Origin of the sequence: Burkholderia sp. Leaf177, assembly GCF_001424345.1 — a bacterium.
Lineage (GTDB): Bacteria > Pseudomonadota > Gammaproteobacteria > Burkholderiales > Burkholderiaceae > Caballeronia.
This window is the reverse complement of sequence record NZ_LMPF01000001.1, coordinates 603,285-623,528: the sequence shown is the minus strand read 5'-3', so window position 1 is coordinate 623,528 and position 20,244 is coordinate 603,285. Positions and strand designations below refer to the sequence as shown.

General features: G+C 59.3%; 14 protein-coding genes. 7 read left to right on the top strand and 7 right to left on the bottom strand.

Going from position 1 to position 20,244, the window contains the following annotated elements; translation table 11 throughout:
* Nucleotides 1–43: 43 nt before the first annotated feature.
* Nucleotides 44–1,711 carry a dihydrolipoyllysine-residue acetyltransferase gene (aceF, locus tag ASG35_RS02755; protein WP_056352478.1) on the bottom strand — a complete coding sequence of 556 codons (1,668 nt, stop codon included), beginning with the start codon at nucleotides 1,709–1,711 and terminating at the stop codon, nucleotides 44–46.
* A gap of 101 nt (nucleotides 1,712–1,812) precedes the next feature.
* A complete protein-coding gene (gene aceE, locus ASG35_RS02750; protein WP_056352476.1) occupies nucleotides 1,813–4,512 on the bottom strand; it encodes a pyruvate dehydrogenase (acetyl-transferring), homodimeric type in 2,700 nt (899 codons plus the stop codon).
* 304 nt (nucleotides 4,513–4,816) lie between these two features.
* Here aceE and fixL point away from each other — a divergent pair, with 304 nt between their 5' ends.
* The 4 genes from fixL to ASG35_RS02730 all read left to right on the top strand — a co-directional run bounded on the left by fixL (nucleotide 4,817) and on the right by ASG35_RS02730 (nucleotide 11,466).
* Complete coding sequence (gene fixL / locus ASG35_RS02745; protein ID WP_056352474.1) at nucleotides 4,817–7,345, top strand: oxygen sensor histidine kinase FixL; 2,529 nt, start codon at nucleotides 4,817–4,819, stop codon at nucleotides 7,343–7,345.
* Nucleotides 7,342–7,989, top strand: a complete 648-nt coding sequence (gene fixJ / locus ASG35_RS02740; protein WP_056352472.1) for an oxygen response regulator transcription factor FixJ — start codon at nucleotides 7,342–7,344, stop codon at nucleotides 7,987–7,989. Before fixL ends, fixJ begins: the two co-directional genes overlap by 4 nt.
* A gap of 293 nt (nucleotides 7,990–8,282) precedes the next feature.
* Nucleotides 8,283–9,146: a bifunctional methylenetetrahydrofolate dehydrogenase/methenyltetrahydrofolate cyclohydrolase FolD gene (gene folD, locus ASG35_RS02735; RefSeq protein WP_056352470.1), complete on the top strand. Its 864-nt coding sequence runs from the start codon at nucleotides 8,283–8,285 to the stop codon at nucleotides 9,144–9,146.
* 187 nt (nucleotides 9,147–9,333) lie between these two features.
* Entirely contained in the window at nucleotides 9,334–11,466 is a 2,133-nt protein-coding gene (locus ASG35_RS02730) for a M3 family metallopeptidase (protein WP_056352469.1), read from the top strand.
* A 61-nt stretch (nucleotides 11,467–11,527) separates the two neighbouring features.
* Here the strand turns inward: ASG35_RS02730 and ASG35_RS02725 are convergent, their stop codons facing one another.
* Complete coding sequence (locus ASG35_RS02725; RefSeq protein ID WP_056352468.1) at nucleotides 11,528–12,802, bottom strand: amidohydrolase family protein; 1,275 nt, start codon at nucleotides 12,800–12,802, stop codon at nucleotides 11,528–11,530.
* 252 nt (nucleotides 12,803–13,054) lie between these two features.
* Here ASG35_RS02725 and ASG35_RS02720 point away from each other — a divergent pair, with 252 nt between their 5' ends.
* Together ASG35_RS02720 and xth are read left to right on the top strand one after the other, a co-directional pair.
* Complete coding sequence (locus tag ASG35_RS02720) at nucleotides 13,055–13,348, top strand: addiction module antidote protein (RefSeq protein ID WP_056352467.1); 294 nt, start codon at nucleotides 13,055–13,057, stop codon at nucleotides 13,346–13,348.
* A gap of 26 nt (nucleotides 13,349–13,374) precedes the next feature.
* Nucleotides 13,375–14,151, top strand: coding sequence for an exodeoxyribonuclease III (gene xth / locus ASG35_RS02715; RefSeq protein WP_056352466.1), 777 nt, complete (start codon nucleotides 13,375–13,377; stop codon nucleotides 14,149–14,151).
* 56 nt (nucleotides 14,152–14,207) lie between these two features.
* Here xth and ntrC read toward each other — a convergent pair whose 3' ends face one another.
* The 3 genes from ntrC to glnA all read right to left on the bottom strand — a co-directional run bounded on the left by ntrC (nucleotide 14,208) and on the right by glnA (nucleotide 18,553).
* Complete coding sequence (ntrC, locus tag ASG35_RS02710; protein ID WP_056352465.1) at nucleotides 14,208–15,701, bottom strand: nitrogen regulation protein NR(I); 1,494 nt, start codon at nucleotides 15,699–15,701, stop codon at nucleotides 14,208–14,210.
* Nucleotides 15,702–15,838: 137 nt separating this feature from the next.
* Nucleotides 15,839–16,984, bottom strand: coding sequence for a nitrogen regulation protein NR(II) (gene glnL / locus ASG35_RS02705; RefSeq protein WP_056352464.1), 1,146 nt, complete (start codon nucleotides 16,982–16,984; stop codon nucleotides 15,839–15,841).
* A 153-nt stretch (nucleotides 16,985–17,137) separates the two neighbouring features.
* Entirely contained in the window at nucleotides 17,138–18,553 is a 1,416-nt protein-coding gene (glnA, locus tag ASG35_RS02700; RefSeq protein WP_056352463.1) for a type I glutamate--ammonia ligase, read from the bottom strand.
* A 364-nt stretch (nucleotides 18,554–18,917) separates the two neighbouring features.
* On the opposite strand from glnA, the gene ASG35_RS02695 reads away from it, so the two are divergent.
* Nucleotides 18,918–19,382 carry a rhodanese-like domain-containing protein gene (locus tag ASG35_RS02695; protein ID WP_056352462.1) on the top strand — a complete coding sequence of 155 codons (465 nt, stop codon included), beginning with the start codon at nucleotides 18,918–18,920 and terminating at the stop codon, nucleotides 19,380–19,382.
* A 28-nt stretch (nucleotides 19,383–19,410) separates the two neighbouring features.
* Here ASG35_RS02695 and ASG35_RS02690 read toward each other — a convergent pair whose 3' ends face one another.
* On the bottom strand, nucleotides 19,411–20,223 hold the full coding sequence (locus ASG35_RS02690) for a competence/damage-inducible protein A (protein ID WP_056352461.1): 813 nt from the start codon (nucleotides 20,221–20,223) through the stop codon (nucleotides 19,411–19,413).
* Nucleotides 20,224–20,244: the final 21 nt, after the last annotated feature.

Genomic DNA, 20,244 nt, shown 5'->3' with positions numbered 1-20,244 from the left:
CACGGCAGGCCGCAACAACCCGCAGCCTGCCAAGCGCGAAAAATCACAGACTCACGCGGCGAAAATCCGCCAGCACAGCAGACAGGTAGGCATTGAACCGCGCGGCCTCGGCGCCATCGATAACCCGATGATCGTAAGACAGCGACAAAGGCAGAATCAGTCGCGGAACGAACGCCTTGCCGTCCCACACCGGCTTCATCGCGCCGCGCGACAAACCGAGAATGGCCACTTCTGGCGCGTTGATGATCGGCGTGAAATGCGTTCCGCCAATCCCGCCGAGCGACGAAATGGAGAAACATCCGCCCTGCATCTGATCCGGCTTCAGCTTGCCTTCGCGCGCGGCTTTCGACAGGTCGGCCATCTCTTTCGCAACATCGACGAGACCTTTCTTGTCAGCATCGCGGATCACCGGAACCATCAAACCGTTCGGGGTATCGGCGGCGAAACCGATGTTGTAATACTGCTTGAAGACCAGGTTATCGCCGTCGAGACTTGCATTGAACGTCGGGAATTTCTTGAGCGCGGCAACCACTGCCTTGATTACGAACGCGAGCATGGTGAATTTCACGCCGGCCTTTTCGTTTTCCTTGTTCAGCGTCACTCGCAGTGCTTCGAGGTCGGTGATGTCGGCTTCGTCGTTGTTCGTGACGTGCGGAATCATGACCCAGTTGCGATGCAGGTTCGCGCCCGAGATTTTCTTGATGCGCGAAAGCGGCTTCGGATCGACCGGACCGAACTTCGTGAAGTCGATCTTCGGCCATGGCAGCAGGTTGAGCTCGCCGCCACCGGCCGGCGCTGCAGCGGCAGACGCAGCCGGCGCCTTGCCCTGACCCGTCATGACACCCTTCACAAACGCAGTGACGTCCGCTTGCGTGATGCGGTTCTTCGGCCCCGAACCCGTCACGTTCGACACATCCACGCCAAGCTCGCGCGCGAACTTGCGCACGGACGGCGATGCATGGCTCGACGTGCGCGCGCCACCATCGCCGGCAGGTATTGCCGGCGCGAGCGCGAGCGCGGACGGTGCTTCTTTTTGCGCCGGGGCAGCTTGTGCCGCAGGCGCCGCAGCCTTCGGCGCTTCCTGCTTAGGCACTTCCTGCTTCGGCGCCGCGGCTTGCGCCGAAGCACCCGCACCATCTTCCAGCACAACGATCAACGTCCCTTCCGACACGTTGTCGCCGACCTTGACCTTGATTTCCTTGACCGTGCCCGCTGCGGGCGACGGCACGTCCATGGTGGCTTTATCGGATTCGAGCGTGACGAGCGATTGCTCTTTCTCGACCTTGTCGCCAACCTTGACGTTCACTTCAATAACGGGAATATCCTTGAAGTCGCCGATATCCGGCACCTTCACTTCCACCGATCCACCGCCTGAGGACGCCGCAGGCGCAGCGGTTTCGACGGTCTTTTCCTTGGCGGGTTCGGCCGGCTTTTCAGCGCCCTTCGGCGCAGCAGCAGGAGCCGCCGCTTCGCCACCTTCCAGCACGACGATCAACGATCCTTCCGACACGTTGTCGCCGACCTTGACCTTCACTTCCTTCACGACGCCGGCCGCCGAACTCGGCACGTCCATGGTCGCTTTGTCGGATTCGAGCGTGACGAGCGACTGCTCTTTCTCAACTGTATCGCCTGCTTTCACCAGCACCTCGATCACCGGAATGTCCGTGTAATCGCCGATATCCGGCACCTTGACTTCGATCGCTTGACTCATTGTTTATTGTCTCCTGGGTCGCGACGCGAAAATCGCCCTGGCACGAGGCAACAAGCCAGGGCCGGGGCGACTTCGCGCAGCAACACTCGGGGGCCGATGCGTTAAACCGTCATCGGGTTGGGTTTGGCGGGGTCGAGCTCATACTTCTTGATCGCCTCGGCAACGACCTTGCGGTCGATCGTGCCTTCGTCGGCCAGCGCATTGAGCGCCGCGACGGTGACCCAGTAGCGGTCGACTTCGAAGAAATGGCGCAGCTTTTCACGCGTGTCCGAACGGCCATAACCGTCCGTGCCGAGCACGACAAACTTGTTCGGCACGAAACCGCGAATCTGGTCGACGAGCGCACGCACATAATCCGTCGATGCAATCACCGGACCCTTCGCGTCCTTCAGCAACTTGCTCACGTGCGCGACGCGGCGCTCTTCGGTCGGATGCAGCAGGTTCCAGCGTTCGACGTCCATGCCGTCGCGCGCCAGTTCGGTGAAGCTCGGAACGCTCCAGAGATCGGCCTCGACGTTCCAGTCGTTCTTCAGCAGGTCGGCAGCAGCGATCACTTCATTGAAGATCGTGCCCGCGCCCATCAGCTGAACGCGCGGTGCTGTTGCATTTGCATCCGACTTGCGGAACGCGTACATGCCTTTGACGATATCGGCCGCAACCGAATCGCTTTGCGGGATCGCCGGGTGCTCGTAGTTCTCGTTCATGACCGTGACGTAGTAATACACGTCTTCCTGCTCGGCCACCATGCGACGCAATCCGTCCTGCATGATCACGGCAAGTTCGTAGCCGAAGGTCGGGTCGTAGCTCACGCAATTCGGAACCGACGCCGCCCACATCAGCGAATGGCCGTCTTCGTGCTGCAAACCTTCACCGTTGAGCGTCGTGCGCCCTGCCGTGCCGCCCAGCAGGAAGCCGCGCGAACGCATGTCGCCAGCGGCCCACGCCAGGTCACCGATGCGCTGGAACCCGAACATGGAATAGAAGATGTAGAACGGGATCATGATCTCGTTGTGCGTGGAGTACGACGTCGCCGCCGCAATCCAGTCGCACATCCCGCCCGCTTCGTTGATCCCCTCCTGCAGGATCTGGCCGGTTTCCGATTCACGATAGAACATCAGCTGGTCGGAATCTTCCGGCACGTACTTCTGGCCGTCCTGATTCCAGATACCGATCTGGCGGAACAGGCCTTCCATACCGAACGTACGCGATTCATCCGGCACGATCGGCACGATCCGTTTGCCGAGCGCCTTGTCCTTCAGCAGGATATTCAGGATCCGCACGAACGCCATGGTCGTGGAAATCTCGCGGCCCGGACCCGTGCCCTTGAGCACCGGTTCGAACACCGAAAGATCCGGCACCGGCAGCGACTCGGCCTTTTGACGGCGAGCCGGCAGATAACCGCCGAGTTCCTGGCGGCGAGCACGCATGTACTCGAGTTCCTTCGAACCTTCTTCGAACGTCAGGTACGGCACGTCGGCAATCTGGTCGTCGGGAATCGGCAGCTTGAACTGGTCGCGGAATTTCTTCAGCTGATCCGTGTGCAGCTTTTTCTGCTGGTGCGTGATGTTCATGGCCTGACCAGCTTCGCCCATCCCATAACCCTTGATGGTCTTGGCGAGGATGACAGTCGGCTGGCCCTTCGTCTTCGATGCTTCCGCGTAGGCCGCGTAGATTTTGTGCGGATCGTGCCCGCCGCGATTCAGGTTCCAGATGTCTTCGTCGGACCATTCAGCAACCATCGCCTTGAGTTCCGGCGTGTTGAAGAAATGCTCGCGAACATACGCGCCCGATTCCGACTTGTACGTCTGATATTCGCCGTCGACGACTTCCATCATGCGGCGCATCAACGCACCGGTTTTGTCGCGCGCGAAGAGCGAATCCCAGCGGCTGCCCCACACGACCTTGATCACGTTCCAGCCGGCGCCGCGGAACTCGCTTTCGAGTTCCTGGATGATCTTGCCATTGCCGCGCACCGGGCCGTCGAGACGCTGCAAATTGCAGTTGATCACGAAGACGAGGTTATCCAGACGCTCGCGACCAGCCATGCCGATCGCGCCGAGCGATTCCGGTTCGTCCGTTTCGCCGTCGCCGAGGAACGCCCAGACCTTGCGGTTACCCGCCTTGGCGATACCGCGCGCGTCGATGTACTTCATGAAGCGCGCCTGATAGATCGCCATGATCGGGCCGAGGCCCATGGAAACGGTCGGGAATTGCCAGAAATCCGGCATGAGCCACGGATGCGGGTACGACGAAATGCCTTCGCCGCCCACTTCCTGACGGAAATTGTCGAGCTGGCTCTGCTTCAGGCGGCCGAGCAGGAACGCGCGGGCATACACGCCCGGCGACGAGTGGCCTTGCACGAACACCAGGTCGCCGCCGTGTTCGGGCGACGGCGCGTGCCAGAAGTGGTTGAAACCAACGTCATAAAGCGTTGCAGCCGACGCAAACGAAGCGATATGACCGCCCACGTTCGTGTCCTTGCCGGCGCGCAGCACCATGGCAATGGCGTTCCAGCGCGTGTACGAACGAATCTTGTGTTCGATGTCCTGGTCGCCCGGAATCTTCGACTGCGCGGCAACCGGAATGGTATTGATGTAGGGCGTATTCGCCGAGAACGGCAGATGTTCGCCGTGCACGCGCGCGAATTCGATCTGCTTTTCGATCAGGTAATGGGCACGATCCGGGCCTTCCGCCGAGATTACGCCATCGAGGGCCTCGAGCCACTCGGCAGTTTCCTGTGGATCTTCGTCGTCTTTTGCGTTGGCGACATATTTCATCACTTCGTCGGGTACAGCTGACATGCTCGTCTCCTGATTTGAGGAACGCTCTGTGAACAGTCGACGCGAGCCTCTTGGAAAACCGCAGGATGAACTGCGGAAAACATTAGGGACAAGCGCGCGTGCGGCAATTCTAAAGAGGCTCTAAACGGTAAGGCAAGCAATTTTTCGAATCATGAGAGGCAATCTCATAATGCGGAAAAATGCTGCAACGCACCGTGGGACAAGGACTTTTTGAGAGAGGTTTAGTGCCCTTGCGATCAAATGCCGACCTTTTGGAGCCTTTTTACGCCTTTTAACAGTCCTGCGCTGCGTTACAATTGCGCGCATGTTGACCGACCGGTTTTTCGCACGCTCGGCCCGCTCGTCGAAGAAACTCAACGACACGGCGCCGACCCGCTGGCACCACGGACCGTGGTGGTCGAACTCGTATCTACTCACGCCGCTGATCTCCATTCTGGTCTTTCTCGTCGTGATGAGCCTCATTTTATGGAGTCTCAACCGGCGCGAGCAGCAGCAGCAAGAGGACACGCTGTATCGAAATGTCGCATGGGCACAGCAGCAGATCCGGCTGTCCATGACCGGCGCGCAAGAACAGATCCAGGCGCTTTCACGCGACATTGCGGCCGGTCACGGCGATCCCCAGTCGTTCCAGAGTTCAACTGGCGACATCATGCAGGGGCATCCCGAGATCCTATACATGAACTGGTACACGGCGCAGCACAAGCCGCGCTGGCCGAATACGCCGCTGCCCATTCTTGGCTCGCGGCTCGCCAAGCCCACGGACGCGCAAATGGACGACGCCGTCCAGGCCGCCTTCGACGAAGCCCGCACCACCCGCCGCCAGATCTATTCGCCCCTTCTCTACGACGACGTCGGCAACGGCTACATCACGCTGCAGACGCCGGTATATCGGGATCGCGATTTCCTTGGCTCGATTGCCGCGGTGTTTTCCATCGAAGGCATTCTGAAGCACGATATTCCCGGCGAGTTGTCCGCGAAGTACAAGATTTCCATCACCGACCTGAACAATCGCGAACTGGCGACCACGTCTACCCGCCCGCGTCTGCCGCGCGACATGTTCTACGATTTGCCGCTCGATCCGCCGGGACAAGGGGTATCGGTACGCGTTTATTCGTATCCGCAACTCACGAATTTCACCAATAACACGCTCGTCTGGCTCGTCGCGGGATTGTCGTGCTTCGTGCTGTGGAGCCTGTGGAGCCTTTGGAAGCACACGCGGCAACGGTTCGAGGCGCAACAAGCGCTTTATGCCGAAGCGTTCTTTCGACGCGCAATGGAAAATTCGGTGCTGATCGGCATGCGTGTGCTCGATATGCATGGCCGGATCACGCACGTGAATCCGGCGTTTTGCCGGATGACCGGCTGGGACGAAAGCGATCTCGTCGGAAAAGTCGCGCCTTTCCCGTACTGGCCGAAAGACGCATATCCGGAGATGCAACGCCAACTTGACATGACACTGCGCGGCAAGGCGCCGTCGTCGGGTTTCGAATTGCGTGTGCGGCGAAAAGATGGATCGTTTTTCCACGCGCGGCTTTATGTTTCGCCGCTGATCGACAGTTCGGGACGCCAGACGGGCTGGATGTCGTCCATGACCGACATCACCGAGCCGCGCCGTGCGCGCGAAGACCTGGCCGCCGCGCACGAGCGCTTCACGACGGTGCTTGAAAGTCTCGACGCCGCCGTGTCCGTGCTCGCCGCCGACGAAGCCGAGCTGCTCTTCGCGAACCGTTATTACCGGCATTTGTTCGGCATTCGTCCGGACGGCCATCTGGAACTCGCGGGCGCGGGCTTTGATACGGCGCAGGCATCGTCCGATTCCATCGATATGGTCGATACCTACGCCGGCCTTCCCGCCACCGCGCTGACCGAAAGCACGTCGGACGCGCAAGAAGTGTATGTGGAAGGCATCCAGAAGTGGTTCGAAGTCCGCCGCCAGTACATTCAGTGGGTTGACGGCCATCTCGCGCAAATGCAGATTGCAACGGACATCACCACGCGCAAGCAGGCACAGGAGCTCGCCGACCAGCAGGAAGAAAAGCTCCAGTTCACCAGCCGCCTGATGACGATGGGCGAAATGGCGTCGTCGCTCGCGCACGAGCTGAATCAGCCGCTCGCCGCGATCAATAATTATTGCTCGGGCTGCGTCGCGCTCGTGAAATCCGGCCGCATGACGCAGGACGCGCTGTTGCCCGTGCTCGAAAAAACCGCGCAGCAGGCGGTGCGTGCGGGCATGATCATCAAACGCATCCGCGAGTTCGTGAAGCGCAGCGAGCCGAAACGCCAGCCAACGCGTGTCAGCGATATCGTCGCGGACGCCGTTGGTCTTGCCGAAATCGAAGCGCGCAAACGCAAGATCCGCATACTGACCGAAATCCGTTCACGCATGCCGGTGATCCATGTGGACCCGGTGCTGATCGAACAAGTGCTCGTGAATTTGCTGAAGAATGCGGCCGAAGCCATGCACGACGCGAAGCCGAACGCGGTCGATCCGGTCATCCGCGTGGTCGTGCAACGCACCGATGGCGGCTTTGTCTGCATCAGCGTGGTCGATCAGGGCCCGGGCGTGGACGAAGCCACCGCCGAGCGCCTGTTCGAGCCCTTCTACAGCACCAAGTCCGACGGCATGGGCATGGGCCTGAATATTTGCCGGTCGATCATTGAATCGCATCGTGGACGGCTCTGGGTGGTGAACAATATCGACACCGCCGGCCAGGTCACGGGCGCAACATTCCATTGCAGTTTGCCAATCGGAGAAGCCGACAGTCCGGGTAATAGCGGGCAGGAGGCTCTCAGCCATCAACCCACACAACAAACTGTTACGGGAGAGCTATGAGCACAGTCACCACTCAGGAAACGGTCTTTGTCGTCGACGACGACGAGGCCGTGCGTGATTCTTTGCGCTGGCTGCTTGAAGCCAATGGCTACCGCGTCTCGTGTTTTGCGAGCGCCGAAGCTTACCTCGATGCGTACCTCCCGATCGCCCATTCCGGCGCGATCTCATGCCTGATACTCGATGTACGCATGTCCGGCATGAGCGGTCTCGAGTTGCAGGAAAAGCTGATCGCCGAGAATTCGCTGCTGCCGATCATCTTCGTGACGGGTCACGGCGACGTGCCCATGGCCGTTTCGACCATGAAGAAGGGCGCGATGGATTTCATCGAAAAGCCGTTCGATGAAGCCGAGCTGCGCAAGCTGGTCGAGCGCATGCTGGATAAAGCGCGTACCGAAAGCTCGAGCGTGCAGCAACAACGTGCGGCGGCCGAACGGCTGGGCAAGCTCACAGCGCGCGAGCATCAGGTGCTGGAGCGGATCATTGCGGGACGCCTGAACAAGCAGATCGCCGACGATCTCGGCATCAGCATCAAGACGGTCGAGGCGCATCGGGCAAATATCATGGAAAAACTTTCCGTGAATACCGTTGCCGATCTGTTGAGGCTCGCGCTTTCCAACAAGCCGCAGGCGCAACAGGCGCAGTAAAAGTTTTATTGCGGCATCGGCGCGCCGGTCGTTGAATCGGCGCCGCTGGTGTTGCACGTCTTGCCGGAGCTTTTTCCAAGCTACCGGATACTGCCTTCAGCATTCGCTTTGTACGCGAATCAACGCCCGTTATCCAATCTCCCGCCACGTTCTGCGCGTACATATCCGTCGGGCCATGACGGGTATAATTCAAGACCGATCGCAACGTCGCGCCTTTGAAAAAGCCATCGGCACGACAGCCTCCCGCGCTCTGCGCCCTTCTAGCACCCAGCGGCTTCCCGCCCAGATCCTCCATGACTGCCCAAATCATCGACGGCAACGCCCTCTCCAAGACCCTTCGCGCCGATGTTGCAACACGCGCCGCCGCCCTCACCGCCCGTGGCCAGCAACCTGGCCTGGCCGTCGTGCTCGTTGGCGAAAATCCGGCCAGCGAAGTTTATGTCCGCAATAAAATTAAAGCGTGCCAGGACAACGGCCTGCATTCCGTGTTCGACCGGTTTCCGTCCACGCTCACGGAAAGCGAACTGCTCGCGCGTATCGACGACCTGAACAACGATCCGAACGTCCACGGCATTTTGGTTCAACTGCCGCTGCCGAAACATATCGATGCGCACAAGGTCATTGAAGCAATTGCGCCGGCCAAGGACGTCGATGGTTTCAGCGTCGAGAACGCGGGCGCCCTGATGACCGGCAAACCGCTGTTCCGTCCCTGCACGCCCTACGGCGTGATGAAAATGTTCGAGGCGCACAAGATCCCGCTGGAAGGTGCGAATGCCGTCGTGATCGGGCGATCGAACATCGTCGGCAAGCCGATGGCCATGCTGCTGCTCGAAGCCGGCGCCACAGTCACGATCACGCACAGCAAAACGCGCGACCTCGCGGCGCTGACACGCAACGCGGACGTGGTCGTCGCGGCAACCGGACGGCGCAATATCCTGACTGCCGACATGGTCAAGCCAGGCGCAACGATCATCGATGTAGGCATGAATCGCGACGAAAACGGCAAACTTTGCGGCGACGTGGATTATGCGAATGTGAAAGAAGTTGCTGGATTCATCACGCCGGTGCCGGGCGGTGTCGGGCCGATGACCATCACCATGTTGCTGGTCAATACCATCGAAGCCGCCGAACGGGCTATGCAGCAAGACCGCGACTGATTTATTGCGCGACGCTCCCCGCCGCCGCTCGCGGGCATTGCATCAATCGCCGCCGTAGTTAGAAACGATTTGAGAATTGACCGAGGCGTCCCCACAATAGATTGATCACCGTCGATCCGGCGCGTCGTGTTTTTCGGCGCACCGTCGCGATTTTTTATTAGAGATTTCATCCGAGACCGGGAGAGTCATGTCCAGTTCGACACCATCGAATACCGCGAATCAAGCTCAGTCCCAAGTGAACGGCAACCCGCTGCTCGACTTCTCCGACCTGCCCCTTTTCAACGACATCAAGCCAGAACACGTCACGCCCGCGCTGGACGTGCTTCTCGCCGATGCAAAAGCCGCCGTCGATCACGCCGCCGCGCCCGAAACGCCGGCGACGTGGCATGACATCGTGGAAAGCGTCGAGCGCGCGAGCGAACGGCTGTCGCGTGCGTGGGGCGTGATCGGCCACCTGAACGCCGTCGCCGATACTCCCGAGCTGCGCGCCGCCCACGCCGAGAACCTGCCGCGGGTCACCGAATTTTCGGCGAGCGTTGGACAGAATCTGGCGCTCTACGAAAAGTACAAGGCAATCGCCGCGAGCGAAGCGCACGCGACGCTCACCGCCGAGCAGAAGAAATTGCTCAGCAACGAATTGCGCGGTTTCCGTTTGTCGGGCGCCGAATTGCCCGAAGACAAAAAACCACGTTTCGCGCGGTTGCAGGAGGAACAGGCGGCGTTATCGAAGGCGTTTTCCGATCACGTGCTCGATGCCACCAACGCGTTTTCGTACATCGTGACGAATGAAAGCGAGCTTGCGGGCTTGCCGGAAGATGTCATTGAAGCGGCGCGCGAAGCCGCTCAAAAAGAAGGCGCTGAAGGCTGGAAGTTCACGCTGCATTTCCCATCGTATTTCCCGGTGATGCAATACGCCGAACATCGGCCGTTGCGTGAAGCGATTTATCGCGCGTATGTGACGCGGGCATCGGAGCTGGGCGCGAATTATGGAAAGGGCAAGCCGGAATGGGACAACACGGCGAATGTGGTCGAGCAATTGAAGTTGCGCGAGGAAGAGGCGCGCGCGCTTGGCTACCAGAACTTTGCGGAGGTTTCGCTCGCGCCGAAGATGGCCGAGTCGCCGGCGCAAGTGGTTTCGTTCCTTGAAGATCTGGCCGTGCGCGCGCGACCCCACGCCGAGCAGGACTGGATGGAACTGCGCGCGTTTGCCGCGACCGAGTTGGGCATGCCCGAATTGCAGCCGTGGGATTCGACCTTTGCCGCCGAACGCCTGCGCCAGCAACGCTATTCGTTCTCCGAAAACGAAGTAAAACAATATTTCCCGCAAGAAGCCGTGTTGAAGGGCTTGTTCAAGGTCACGGAAACCTTGTTCGGCGTATCGATACGTCGCGATGAAGCGCCTGTCTGGAATCCGGACGTGCGCTTTTTCCGGGTTGAGAACAAGGACGGCTCGCTCGTCGCGCAGTTTTATCTCGACCTGTATGCCCGCGAAGGCAAACGCGGCGGCGCGTGGATGGACGACGCCCGCTCGCGCCGCAAGAGCCAGGACGGCGGCGTGCAGACGCCTGTTGCATACCTGACGTGCAACTTCTCGGCGCCCGTTGGCGGGAAACCCGCGTGCTTTACGCACGACGAAGTGATCACGCTGTTCCACGAATTCGGCCACGGTTTGCATCATATGCTGACGCGCGTCGATGAACTGGGCGTATCCGGCATCAACGGAGTGGAATGGGACGCAGTCGAACTGCCGTCGCAATTCATGGAGAACTTCTGCTGGGAATGGGACGTTCTCACCGACATGTCCGGTCACGTCGATACAGGCGCCACCTTGCCGCGCGAACTCTTCGACAAGATGCTGGCCGCCAAGAACTTCCAGAGCGGCCTTGGCACGTTGCGCCAGATCGTGTTGTCCATGTTCGATATCCAGCTTCACAGCAACTACGATCCGGCAGGCGCCACGAACGTCAACGACTTCGCGCGCGAGATCAACGAGCGCTTCCATGTCGTGCCGCAAGCGCCCTTCTCACGCTGGACCAACACCTTCACGCACATTTTCGCGGGCGGCTATGCCGCGGGTTACTACAGCTACAAGTGGGCCGAAGTGTTGTCGGCGGACGCGTATGCTGCTTTCGAAGAAGCGGCGAAGGCAGGCGGCGGCTCGGTGCTGGATGCGGAAACGGGCATTCGTTATAGGCGCGAGATCCTGGAGGTAGGCGGCAGCCGACCGGCCATGGACTCGTTCAAGGCGTTCCGCGGGCGTGAGCCGAATATCGATGCACTGTTGCGGCATAACGGCATGTCGCCGACTGCCGCGCATTGATCGATTGGTTATGAGCTGCTGAAAGCGGTCCTTCGGGGCCGCTTTTTTGTTGGCAACCAGCTCACCGGTCCAGCCTGAAATTCACTTCTCCCGGCCGCCCTTCCAGGCTCAGTTTCGCGCGTGTCGAAGGCGAACGGCTGATCACCTTGCCGCGCCGAAGGACAGCCGTGCGCGCCGCCCGCAACCGAATAGCTTCAATAGGATCGCGCGCGTCGAGCACCACGCAGTCCGCGTTGTTGCCCACCGCAATCCCATATCCTTCGATGCCCAGAATCTTCGCAGGCGTTGTAGTCACTGCTTCGAATGCGGCACGCATCGCGTCGATGCCCGTCATTTGCGCAACGTGCAATCCCATGTGCGCGACTTCGAGCATGTCGCCGGAACCGAGGCTGTACCACGGGTCCATCACGCAATCGTGGCCGAAAGCGACATCGACGCCCGCCGCCATCAGCTCAGGTACGCGGGTCATGCCGCGACGTTTGGGGTAAGTGTCAGCGCGACCTTGCAACGTGATGTTGATCAGCGGGTTCGCGATCGCGGCGACCCCCGAATCCCGGATCAACGGGATCAGCTTGCTCACATAGTAGTTGTCCATGGAATGCATGGACGTCAGATGCGAACCGGTGACACGCCCCTGCAAGCCCAGCCGATGCGTTTCCGCCGCCAAAGTTTCTATGTGCCGCGACATGGGGTCATCGGATTCGTCGCAATGCATGTCAACGCGCAAGCCCTTCTGCGCTGCGAACTCGCACAGCAGGCGCACGGACTCGGCGCCGTCGGCCATCGTACGTTCGAAATGCGGAATGCCGCCGACCACGTCCACGCCCATCGATATGGCGCGCTTCAGGTTTTCGAACGCACCCTTGCTGCGCAGAATGCCATCTTGCGGAAAAGCCACGAGCTGCAAGTCGAGATACGGTTTCACGCGACGCTTCACTTCGAGCAACGCCTCAACCGCAAGCAGGCGCGGATCGCAAACATCGACGTGCGAGCGGATTGCCAGCAGGCCGCGCGCGACGGCCCAGTCGCAGTATTGCATCGCTCGATCGACTAGTGCTTCTTGAGTGAGCTCGGGCTTCAGCTCGCCCCACAACGCGATGCCCTCCAGCAACGTCCCCGATGCATTCACGCGCGGCAGGCCATAGGACAGCGTGGCGTCCATGTGGAAATGGGCATCGATGAACGGCGCCGTGACGAGCGAACCCGCAGCGTCGATTTCTTCAGCCGCGTTGACGTCGAGTCGAGCTTCGATGGCGGCAAACCGGCCGTCCTTGATGCCGATATCCACGTGGTCACGCGAATCGGCGAGCGCTGCGCGTCGAATGATCAGGTCCATGGGTTCGTCCTTTTGCCGATGTCTTCAGGACATTGTAGCGGGACAGAAAGGCGAATTTCCGCCGGCGCAGAGCACGTTAGCCATTCGGTCTACTGGAAGTACGAGCGTCGGCAAATTAAAGTGAATCCATGCCCGAATCACAATGCTCGGCACACGCGTTACAGTGAATCAACATATCCGACAAGATACACTCGGCGCCGATCATCCCGTCTGCTGTCTGGGGCGCGCGCCTGACTTGGCCAAGAACCGAAAATGAATTCGACTCGCGCTTCAAAGTTCAGCCCATCCGATTGTCCCGATAGCAAGGAGGCGATTGCCGCTCATTTGAATGAAGCACTGGACTCGGGCGATTCGGACGTTTTGCTCTCGGCACTCGCCGACGTTGTAAAAACGCGCGGCATGTCGAGAGTCGCGTTAGACGCCGGCGTGCAGCGCGAAAGCCTTTACAAGTCGCTATCCGAAGGCGCGAAACCCCGCTTCGAAACGATCCAGAAAGTGGCAGCCGCACTTGGCGTTAAACTCGTCGCCGTGCCGCTACGTCAGTGATCGAGTCAAACCCAAACATTCACCTCATGAAAATCGCAACCTGGAACGTCAACTCCCTCAAAGTTCGCTTGCAGCACGTTATCGACTGGCTGGCAACGAGCAGTGTTGACGTGCTGTGCCTGCAGGAACTCAAGCTCACCGACGACAAATTCCCGGTCGCCGAACTCGAAGCTGCTGGGTACAAGAGCTGGTACGCAGGCCAGAAAACCTATAACGGCGTCGGCATTCTGGTGCGAAGCGGTTTAACCGTCGACGAAACCACGATCGTGCGCAACATCCCCGCTTTCGAAGATCCGCAACAACGCGTCATCGCCTTGACCGTAGAAGGCGTGCGGATCATTTCGGCCTACTTTCCGAACGGACAGGCGCCGGGCACCGAAAAATTCGCTTACAAGATGCGTTGGCTCGAAGCGCTGCGCGACTGGATAGAAGCGGAGATGAAAACCTATCCGCAACTGGCGCTCCTCGGCGACTACAACATCGCGCCGGAAGATCGCGACGTTCACGACCCGAAAGCGTGGGAAGGTCAGAATCTGGTGTCACCCGACGAGCGTGCGCACTTCGTTCAACTCATCGAACTCGGCCTCACCGATACCTTCCGCAAATTCGAGCAGCCGGAAAAGCTATTTACATGGTGGGATTATCGGATGCTCGGGTTTCGGCGCAATGCAGGATTGCGCATCGATCACATTCTTGTGACAGCGGAGCTTGCCGCGCGCTGCACGGCATGTGAAGTGGATAAAGTGCCGAGAAAGTGGGAACAGCCGTCGGATCACGCGCCGGTGATCGCGACCATCGCTTAATCAGGCGGGGACGAAGCCGTCCCCGCTTCTGTCCCCGCTTCTGTCCCCCTTCCTGTTTACGCGTCCAGATGCAACTCCTGGATCTTGCGTGTGATCGTGTTGCGGCCAATACCCAGGCGTTCGGCCGCTTCGACTTTTCGGCCGCGAGTGAAATCCAGCGCCTCGCGAATCACGGCCGCTTCAAACCGGCGCGCGAGTTCATCCATGACATCGGCGGTATTTTCGCGCAGCAAACGCGCGACTTCAGTACGCAAGCCGTTTTCCCAGATGCTCGCAGGAATTCCCGCAGGCGGCGCGCCCAAAGCCGCGGGCACGCCGTTCGAAAGACCTGCATTCGATACCGCCCCCTCCGCCGCCGACGCCGTCAACGCAGTACTTTCGCCGGCATATTCCTGAGTCGGCGTGAGATCGGGCGGCAAATCCTTGCGCTCGATAGTCTGCGCCGGCGCCATTACGGTCAGCCAGTTGCAGAGATTTTCAAGCTGCCGGACGTTGCCTGGAAACGGTAATGATGCGAGAAACGTCAGCGCATCTTCAGACACGCGCTTCGGTTCCACGCCCAGATCACGCGCGCTCTTTTGCAGGAAGTGACGCGTGAGCAGCGGAATATCTTCGCTGCGTTCACGCAACGCCGGCAACCTCAACCGGATCACATTCAGCCGGTGATACAAGTCCTCGCGAAACAGGCCTTGCCGCACGCGCGATTCGAGATTCTGATGTGTCGCTGCAATCACGCGGACATTCGCTTTCAACGGATTATGTCCGCCTACACGATAAAACTGTCCATCCGACAACACCCGCAACAAACGCGTCTGGAGATCGAACGGCATGTCACCAATTTCATCGAGAAACAGCGTGCCATTTTCAGCTTGCTCGAAACGCCCCTGTCTCATGGCTTGCGCGCCCGTGAACGCGCCGCGTTCGTGGCCGAACAGTTCGGACTCGAGCAGGTCCTTCGGAATTGCCGCGGTGTTCAGTGCGATGAAGGGCCCGTTCGCGCGCGGGCTATGGCGGTGCAGCGCGCGGGCGACAAGCTCTTTTCCGGTGCCTGATTCGCCCGTGATGAGCACAGTTGCAGCGGAATGCGACAAACGTCCGATTGCGCGAAACATGTCCTGCATGGCCGGCGCCTGGCCGAGCATCTCCGGCGTTTCGGTAACGCTATTGTCGTAGGCCGCTTCGCCTCGCATGCTTTCATCGACAGCGCGACGGATCAGTTCGACCGCCTTGTCCACGTCGAACGGCTTGGCGAGGTACTCGAACGCACCACCTTGAAATGCGGCGACGGCGCTGTCGAGATCGGAGAACGCGGTCATGATGATGACCGGCAAGCCAGGGAGCTTGTCGCGGACGGTTTGCAGCAATTCGAGGCCCGAGCCACCCGGCATGCGGATGTCGGACACGAGCACTTGCGGGCTTTCCTGTTCGAGCGCAGCGAGTGCGTCGCGGACGCCGGAAAAACTGCGCGTCGCGAAGTTCTCTCTTGCGAGCGCTTTTTCAAGCACCCAGCGGATGGATTGGTCGTCGTCTACTATCCAGATCGGCTTCATATAGTTCGGCGAGATGTCTTCGTGTGGTTCGGTTTAAGCCCGTCGAAACGGTCAGGCGCATGAGCGCTTTTCAAGATATCGATGAACCCTCGTGATTGATCGTTAAACGAATGTCGCGTTTTTGCTGGCGAGACCGCTCATCCTTCGAACGGCAACAGGATCGTGAACTCGGTGCAGCCCGGTTTGCTTTCCACCTCGATCAAGCCGTCGTGTTGCTGCACGAAAGTCTGCGCGAGCGTCAGGCCAAGTCCGCTGCCGTCTTCCCGACCCGATACGAGCGGATAAAAAATCCGGTCACGTATTTCTTCCGGAATGCCTGGACCGTTGTCAGTGATATGCAAGTCCAATGCCAGTTTGTGTAAGCGTTTGCCGATCGTCACTTTGCGCGCAATGCGCGTGCGCAACTCGATTCGCGCGTCGCCTTGCGAAATCCGTTCTCGCAGCGCTTCCGCCGCGTTGCGAACAATGTTGAGCAGCGCCTGGATCAGTTGTTCCTTGTCGCCGCGCAGGTCGGGCACGCTCACGTCGTAATCGCGATCAAGCGTCAGGCCGCGCGGAAACTCGGCGAGAATCACCGCGCGCACGCGCTCGCAGACCTCGTGAATGTTCACGTCGCCCACGATATGCGGATGCCGATGCGGCTCGAGCAACCGATCGACAAGTGTTTGCAGCCGGTCCGATTCCTTGATGATCACTTGCGTGTATTCGCGCAGCTCATCACGCTCCCGTGCGCCCAGCTCGAATTCGAGCAATTGCGCGGCGCCTCGAATACCGCCGAGCGGATTCTTGATTTCGTGCGCGAGATTGCGGATCAGTTGCTTGTTGACCGCGGTCAGATCGTGGATCCGTTCTTCGCGGTCGGTCTTGAGATGCCGCTCGTTCTCGAAGAGTTCGAGCAACACGTAGTTAGGTGCGACTTCCAGATACGCGACAATCGCATGCACATGCAGCGCCTCGCGGCCAGGACGTTCGAGCACGGCGTCGAGATGAGTCGCGTTGAACCTGTGATCGGCGATAGACGCAATGGTCGCTACCAACTCGTCGGCATTGGCAAACAATTCGGGCCATGCGGTTTGAGCCAGTTGCTTGCGCGAACGCTCGAGCATGGCTTCAGCCGACGGATTCGCGAATGCAATTTTCAGCGTCGACTTGTCCAGCACCAAAACGACCGTGGGCAACGCTTCCATGCCCGGCAGCAAGTTGGTGGCGACGAGCGTGGCGTCGTCGGACAGCGAATTGTCGGGAAGACTTTTTCTCGCCTTGATGAGATTCTTGAGAACCATCGTGCAGTGAGACCCGGTCTTGAAACTGGTGAGACGAAGATCCGGCGATCAAAAAAAGGGACGGCACGCCGTCCCTTTTCCGTTCACCTGACACTTCTGCTTCGCATCGAGCGGCGCGCTTTTCAAGTGTTCAGAAAAGCGCGCGCCATCCGCTTACAGCGAGTAGTACATCTCGAATTCGATCGGATGCACAGCCTGACGATAGCGCTGCAATTCGGTCGTCTTCAGTTCGATATACGCGTCGATCATGGAATCCGTGAACACGCCACCTACCGTCAGGAACTCACGGTCGGCGTCGAGTGCGTCGAGCGCCTGATCCAGGCCAGCACACACGGTCGGGATCTTCGCGTCTTCTTCCGGCGGCAAGTCGTACAGGTTCTTGTCTGCTGCTTCACCCGGATGAATCTTGTTCTGCACGCCGTCGAGACCGGCCATCATCAGCGCCGAGAAACACAGGTACGGATTCGCCATCGGATCCGGGAAACGCGTTTCAATGCGACGGCCCTTCGGGTTCGACACGTGCGGAATACGGATCGAAGCCGAACGGTTCTTGGCCGAGTAAGCCAGCTTCACCGGTGCTTCGAAGTGCGGCACGAGACGTTTGTACGAGTTCGTCGACGGATTCGTGATTGCGTTCAGCGCACGAGCATGCTTGATGATCCCGCCGATGTAGAACAGCGCGAATTCCGACAATCCTGCATAACCGTCGCCGGCGAACAGGTTCTTGCCGTCCTTCCAGATCGACTGGTGAACGTGCATGCCCGAACCGTTGTCGCCAACGATCGGCTTCGGCATGAACGTCGCCGTCTTGCCGTACGTGTGCGCCACGTTCTGGACGATGTACTTCAGTTGTTGCGTCCAGTCAGCGCGCTGAACCAGCGTCGAGAACTTCGTGCCGATTTCGTTCTGGCCTTGACCCGCCACTTCGTGGTGATGCACTTCGACCGGAATGCCGATCTGCTCGAGCAAAAGGCACATTTCCGAACGAATATCCTGGAACGTGTCGACCGGAGCAACCGGGAAATAACCGCCCTTCGTGCCCGGACGGTGACCCGTGTTGCCGCCTTCGAATTCCATTGACGACGACCACGGTGCTTCTTCGGAACCTACCTTGACGAAGCAACCTGATTGGTCTGCACTCCAGCGCACCGAGTCGAAAATGAAGAATTCCGGCTCCGGACCGAAGAAAGCCGTGTCGCCCAAGCCCGAGCTCTTCAGATAGGCTTCAGCGCGCTTTGCGAGCGAACGCGGATCGCGTTCGTAACCCTTGCCGTCCGACGGCTCAACGACGTCGCACGACATCACGAGCGTCGACTCTTCATAGAACGGGTCGATAAACGCGGTGTCTGCATCCGGCATCAACAACATGTCCGACGCTTCGATGCCCTTCCATCCGGCGATAGACGAACCGTCGAAAGCGTGGCCGCTTTCAAATTTGTCTTCGTCGAATGCCGAAACCGGCACCGAAACGTGTTGTTCTTTACCGCGCGTGTCGGTGAAACGGAAGTCGACAAACTTGACGTCCTCGTCCTTGACGAGTTGCATGACGTCGGCCACGGATTTGCTCATTACCTATCTCCTGATTAACAAAATCGACGAACACTTATTCGCCGCCTAACCGATTCAAACGCATCGGTGTAGTGAAAAGCAGCTTCTATGCCAAGTGCACCATTATTGCGCTAAGCGATTGAAGCTGCGCGCTTTTTCGGGGAAACAAACTTATGCGGTAAGTTGTGGTCCCACTGCCATCCGATTCCTTTGCACCACTTTTGTGCATACCAGCATTTGGTTTATAACGTTAGCACTGATTCAGGGCGATTCAAACTCGGCGCACCGTTTTGATGCAGCTTTCTCACCGACCGGTCAAGCGCGATGGCGTTCTACCGACAGGCTAGAATGCCTCATCAAAATGTCCGATTGGAGACCTTCGTCCATGAGTACGCTCGAACAGTTGTACGCCCAAGGTACCGGCCGCGCTGCAGAGAATCAGCTTCCCTACGCCGGCGCTGTTCTTCCGGCTGAAGCCTTCGAACTCCTGCAGCTCGATCCTTCCGTGCGTCTTGTCGACGTTCGAACGCGCGCCGAGCTTGATTGGGTCGGACGGCCGGCCATTGATACCGCTCAGTACTCGAATATCGAGTGGATTCAATACCCGGGCTCGGTGCCGAACACGGGCTTCATCCAGCAATTACGCGAGCTTGCCGCTCCCGATACTCCAATCCTGTTCCTTTGCCGAAGCGCTGCACGTTCGAAGCTAGCGGCGGTAGCGGCGCAGAACGCGGGATTCACCAAAGCCTTCGACATCCTCGAGGGTTTTGAAGGCGACAAAGACGCGCATGGTCATCGCAAGACCGTCTCGGGTTGGTGCTATCGCGGCTTGCCCTGGCTCGGCGCTTAGCTCATTACCCCGTGGCGCTGCACGACGGTTATTGCGCAGCGCCCGGCTCGACTTCCACGATCTCGCCGCCCAGTGCGACGACACCTTCACGCAACCGTTCAAACGCGGCACTAGCCGCCTCTGGCTCGCCCTTTACGCCAAGATCGATATGGGCGCGCCCGAACACTTCGCCACGGGCAACATCGCCCACGCTCGGCAAGCTGAAAACCCGCACGCCCACGAAGTCCCGCTCGATAGATTCCATGAGCGGCGTAATGCGCGACTCCGGCAAGCCGAAAACGAACAATGACCGCTCGACATACGGTGTCGCGTGATGCAGTTCGGCGTATTTGTTGTCGAGCACCCATTCGATCATGGGCCATGCCATGACGGGAAATCCCGGCACGAAATGAACGTCGCCAACCGAAAATCCCGGAATACGGTTGTAGCTGTTCGGGATGATGCTCGCGCCCTTCGGAAACGTTCCCATATTCAGCCGATGCAGATTGTCGGGCGCATTCAGATCGGCCGGCTTGTCGCCTGCTGTTTCCCGGATGCGCGCGCGGATCAGCTCAGCCGCTTCCGGATGCAGTTCAAGAGGTACGCCTAACGCCGCAGCCGCGCATTGCCGCGTGTGATCGTCGGGCGTTGCGCCAATTCCACCAGTGGAAAACACAACGTCGCCTGCCGCAAATGCGCGCTTGAGCGTGGCCGTGATGCGCTCGCGGTCATCCCCGATATATTCGGCCCAGTCAAGCGACAAGCCGCGCGCCGACAACAATTCGATAACTTTCGACAGATGCTTGTCAGTCCTTCGACCGGACAAGATTTCGTCGCCAATGATGATCACGCCAAAGCCCATGAATGCTCCCAGATCGTAGAA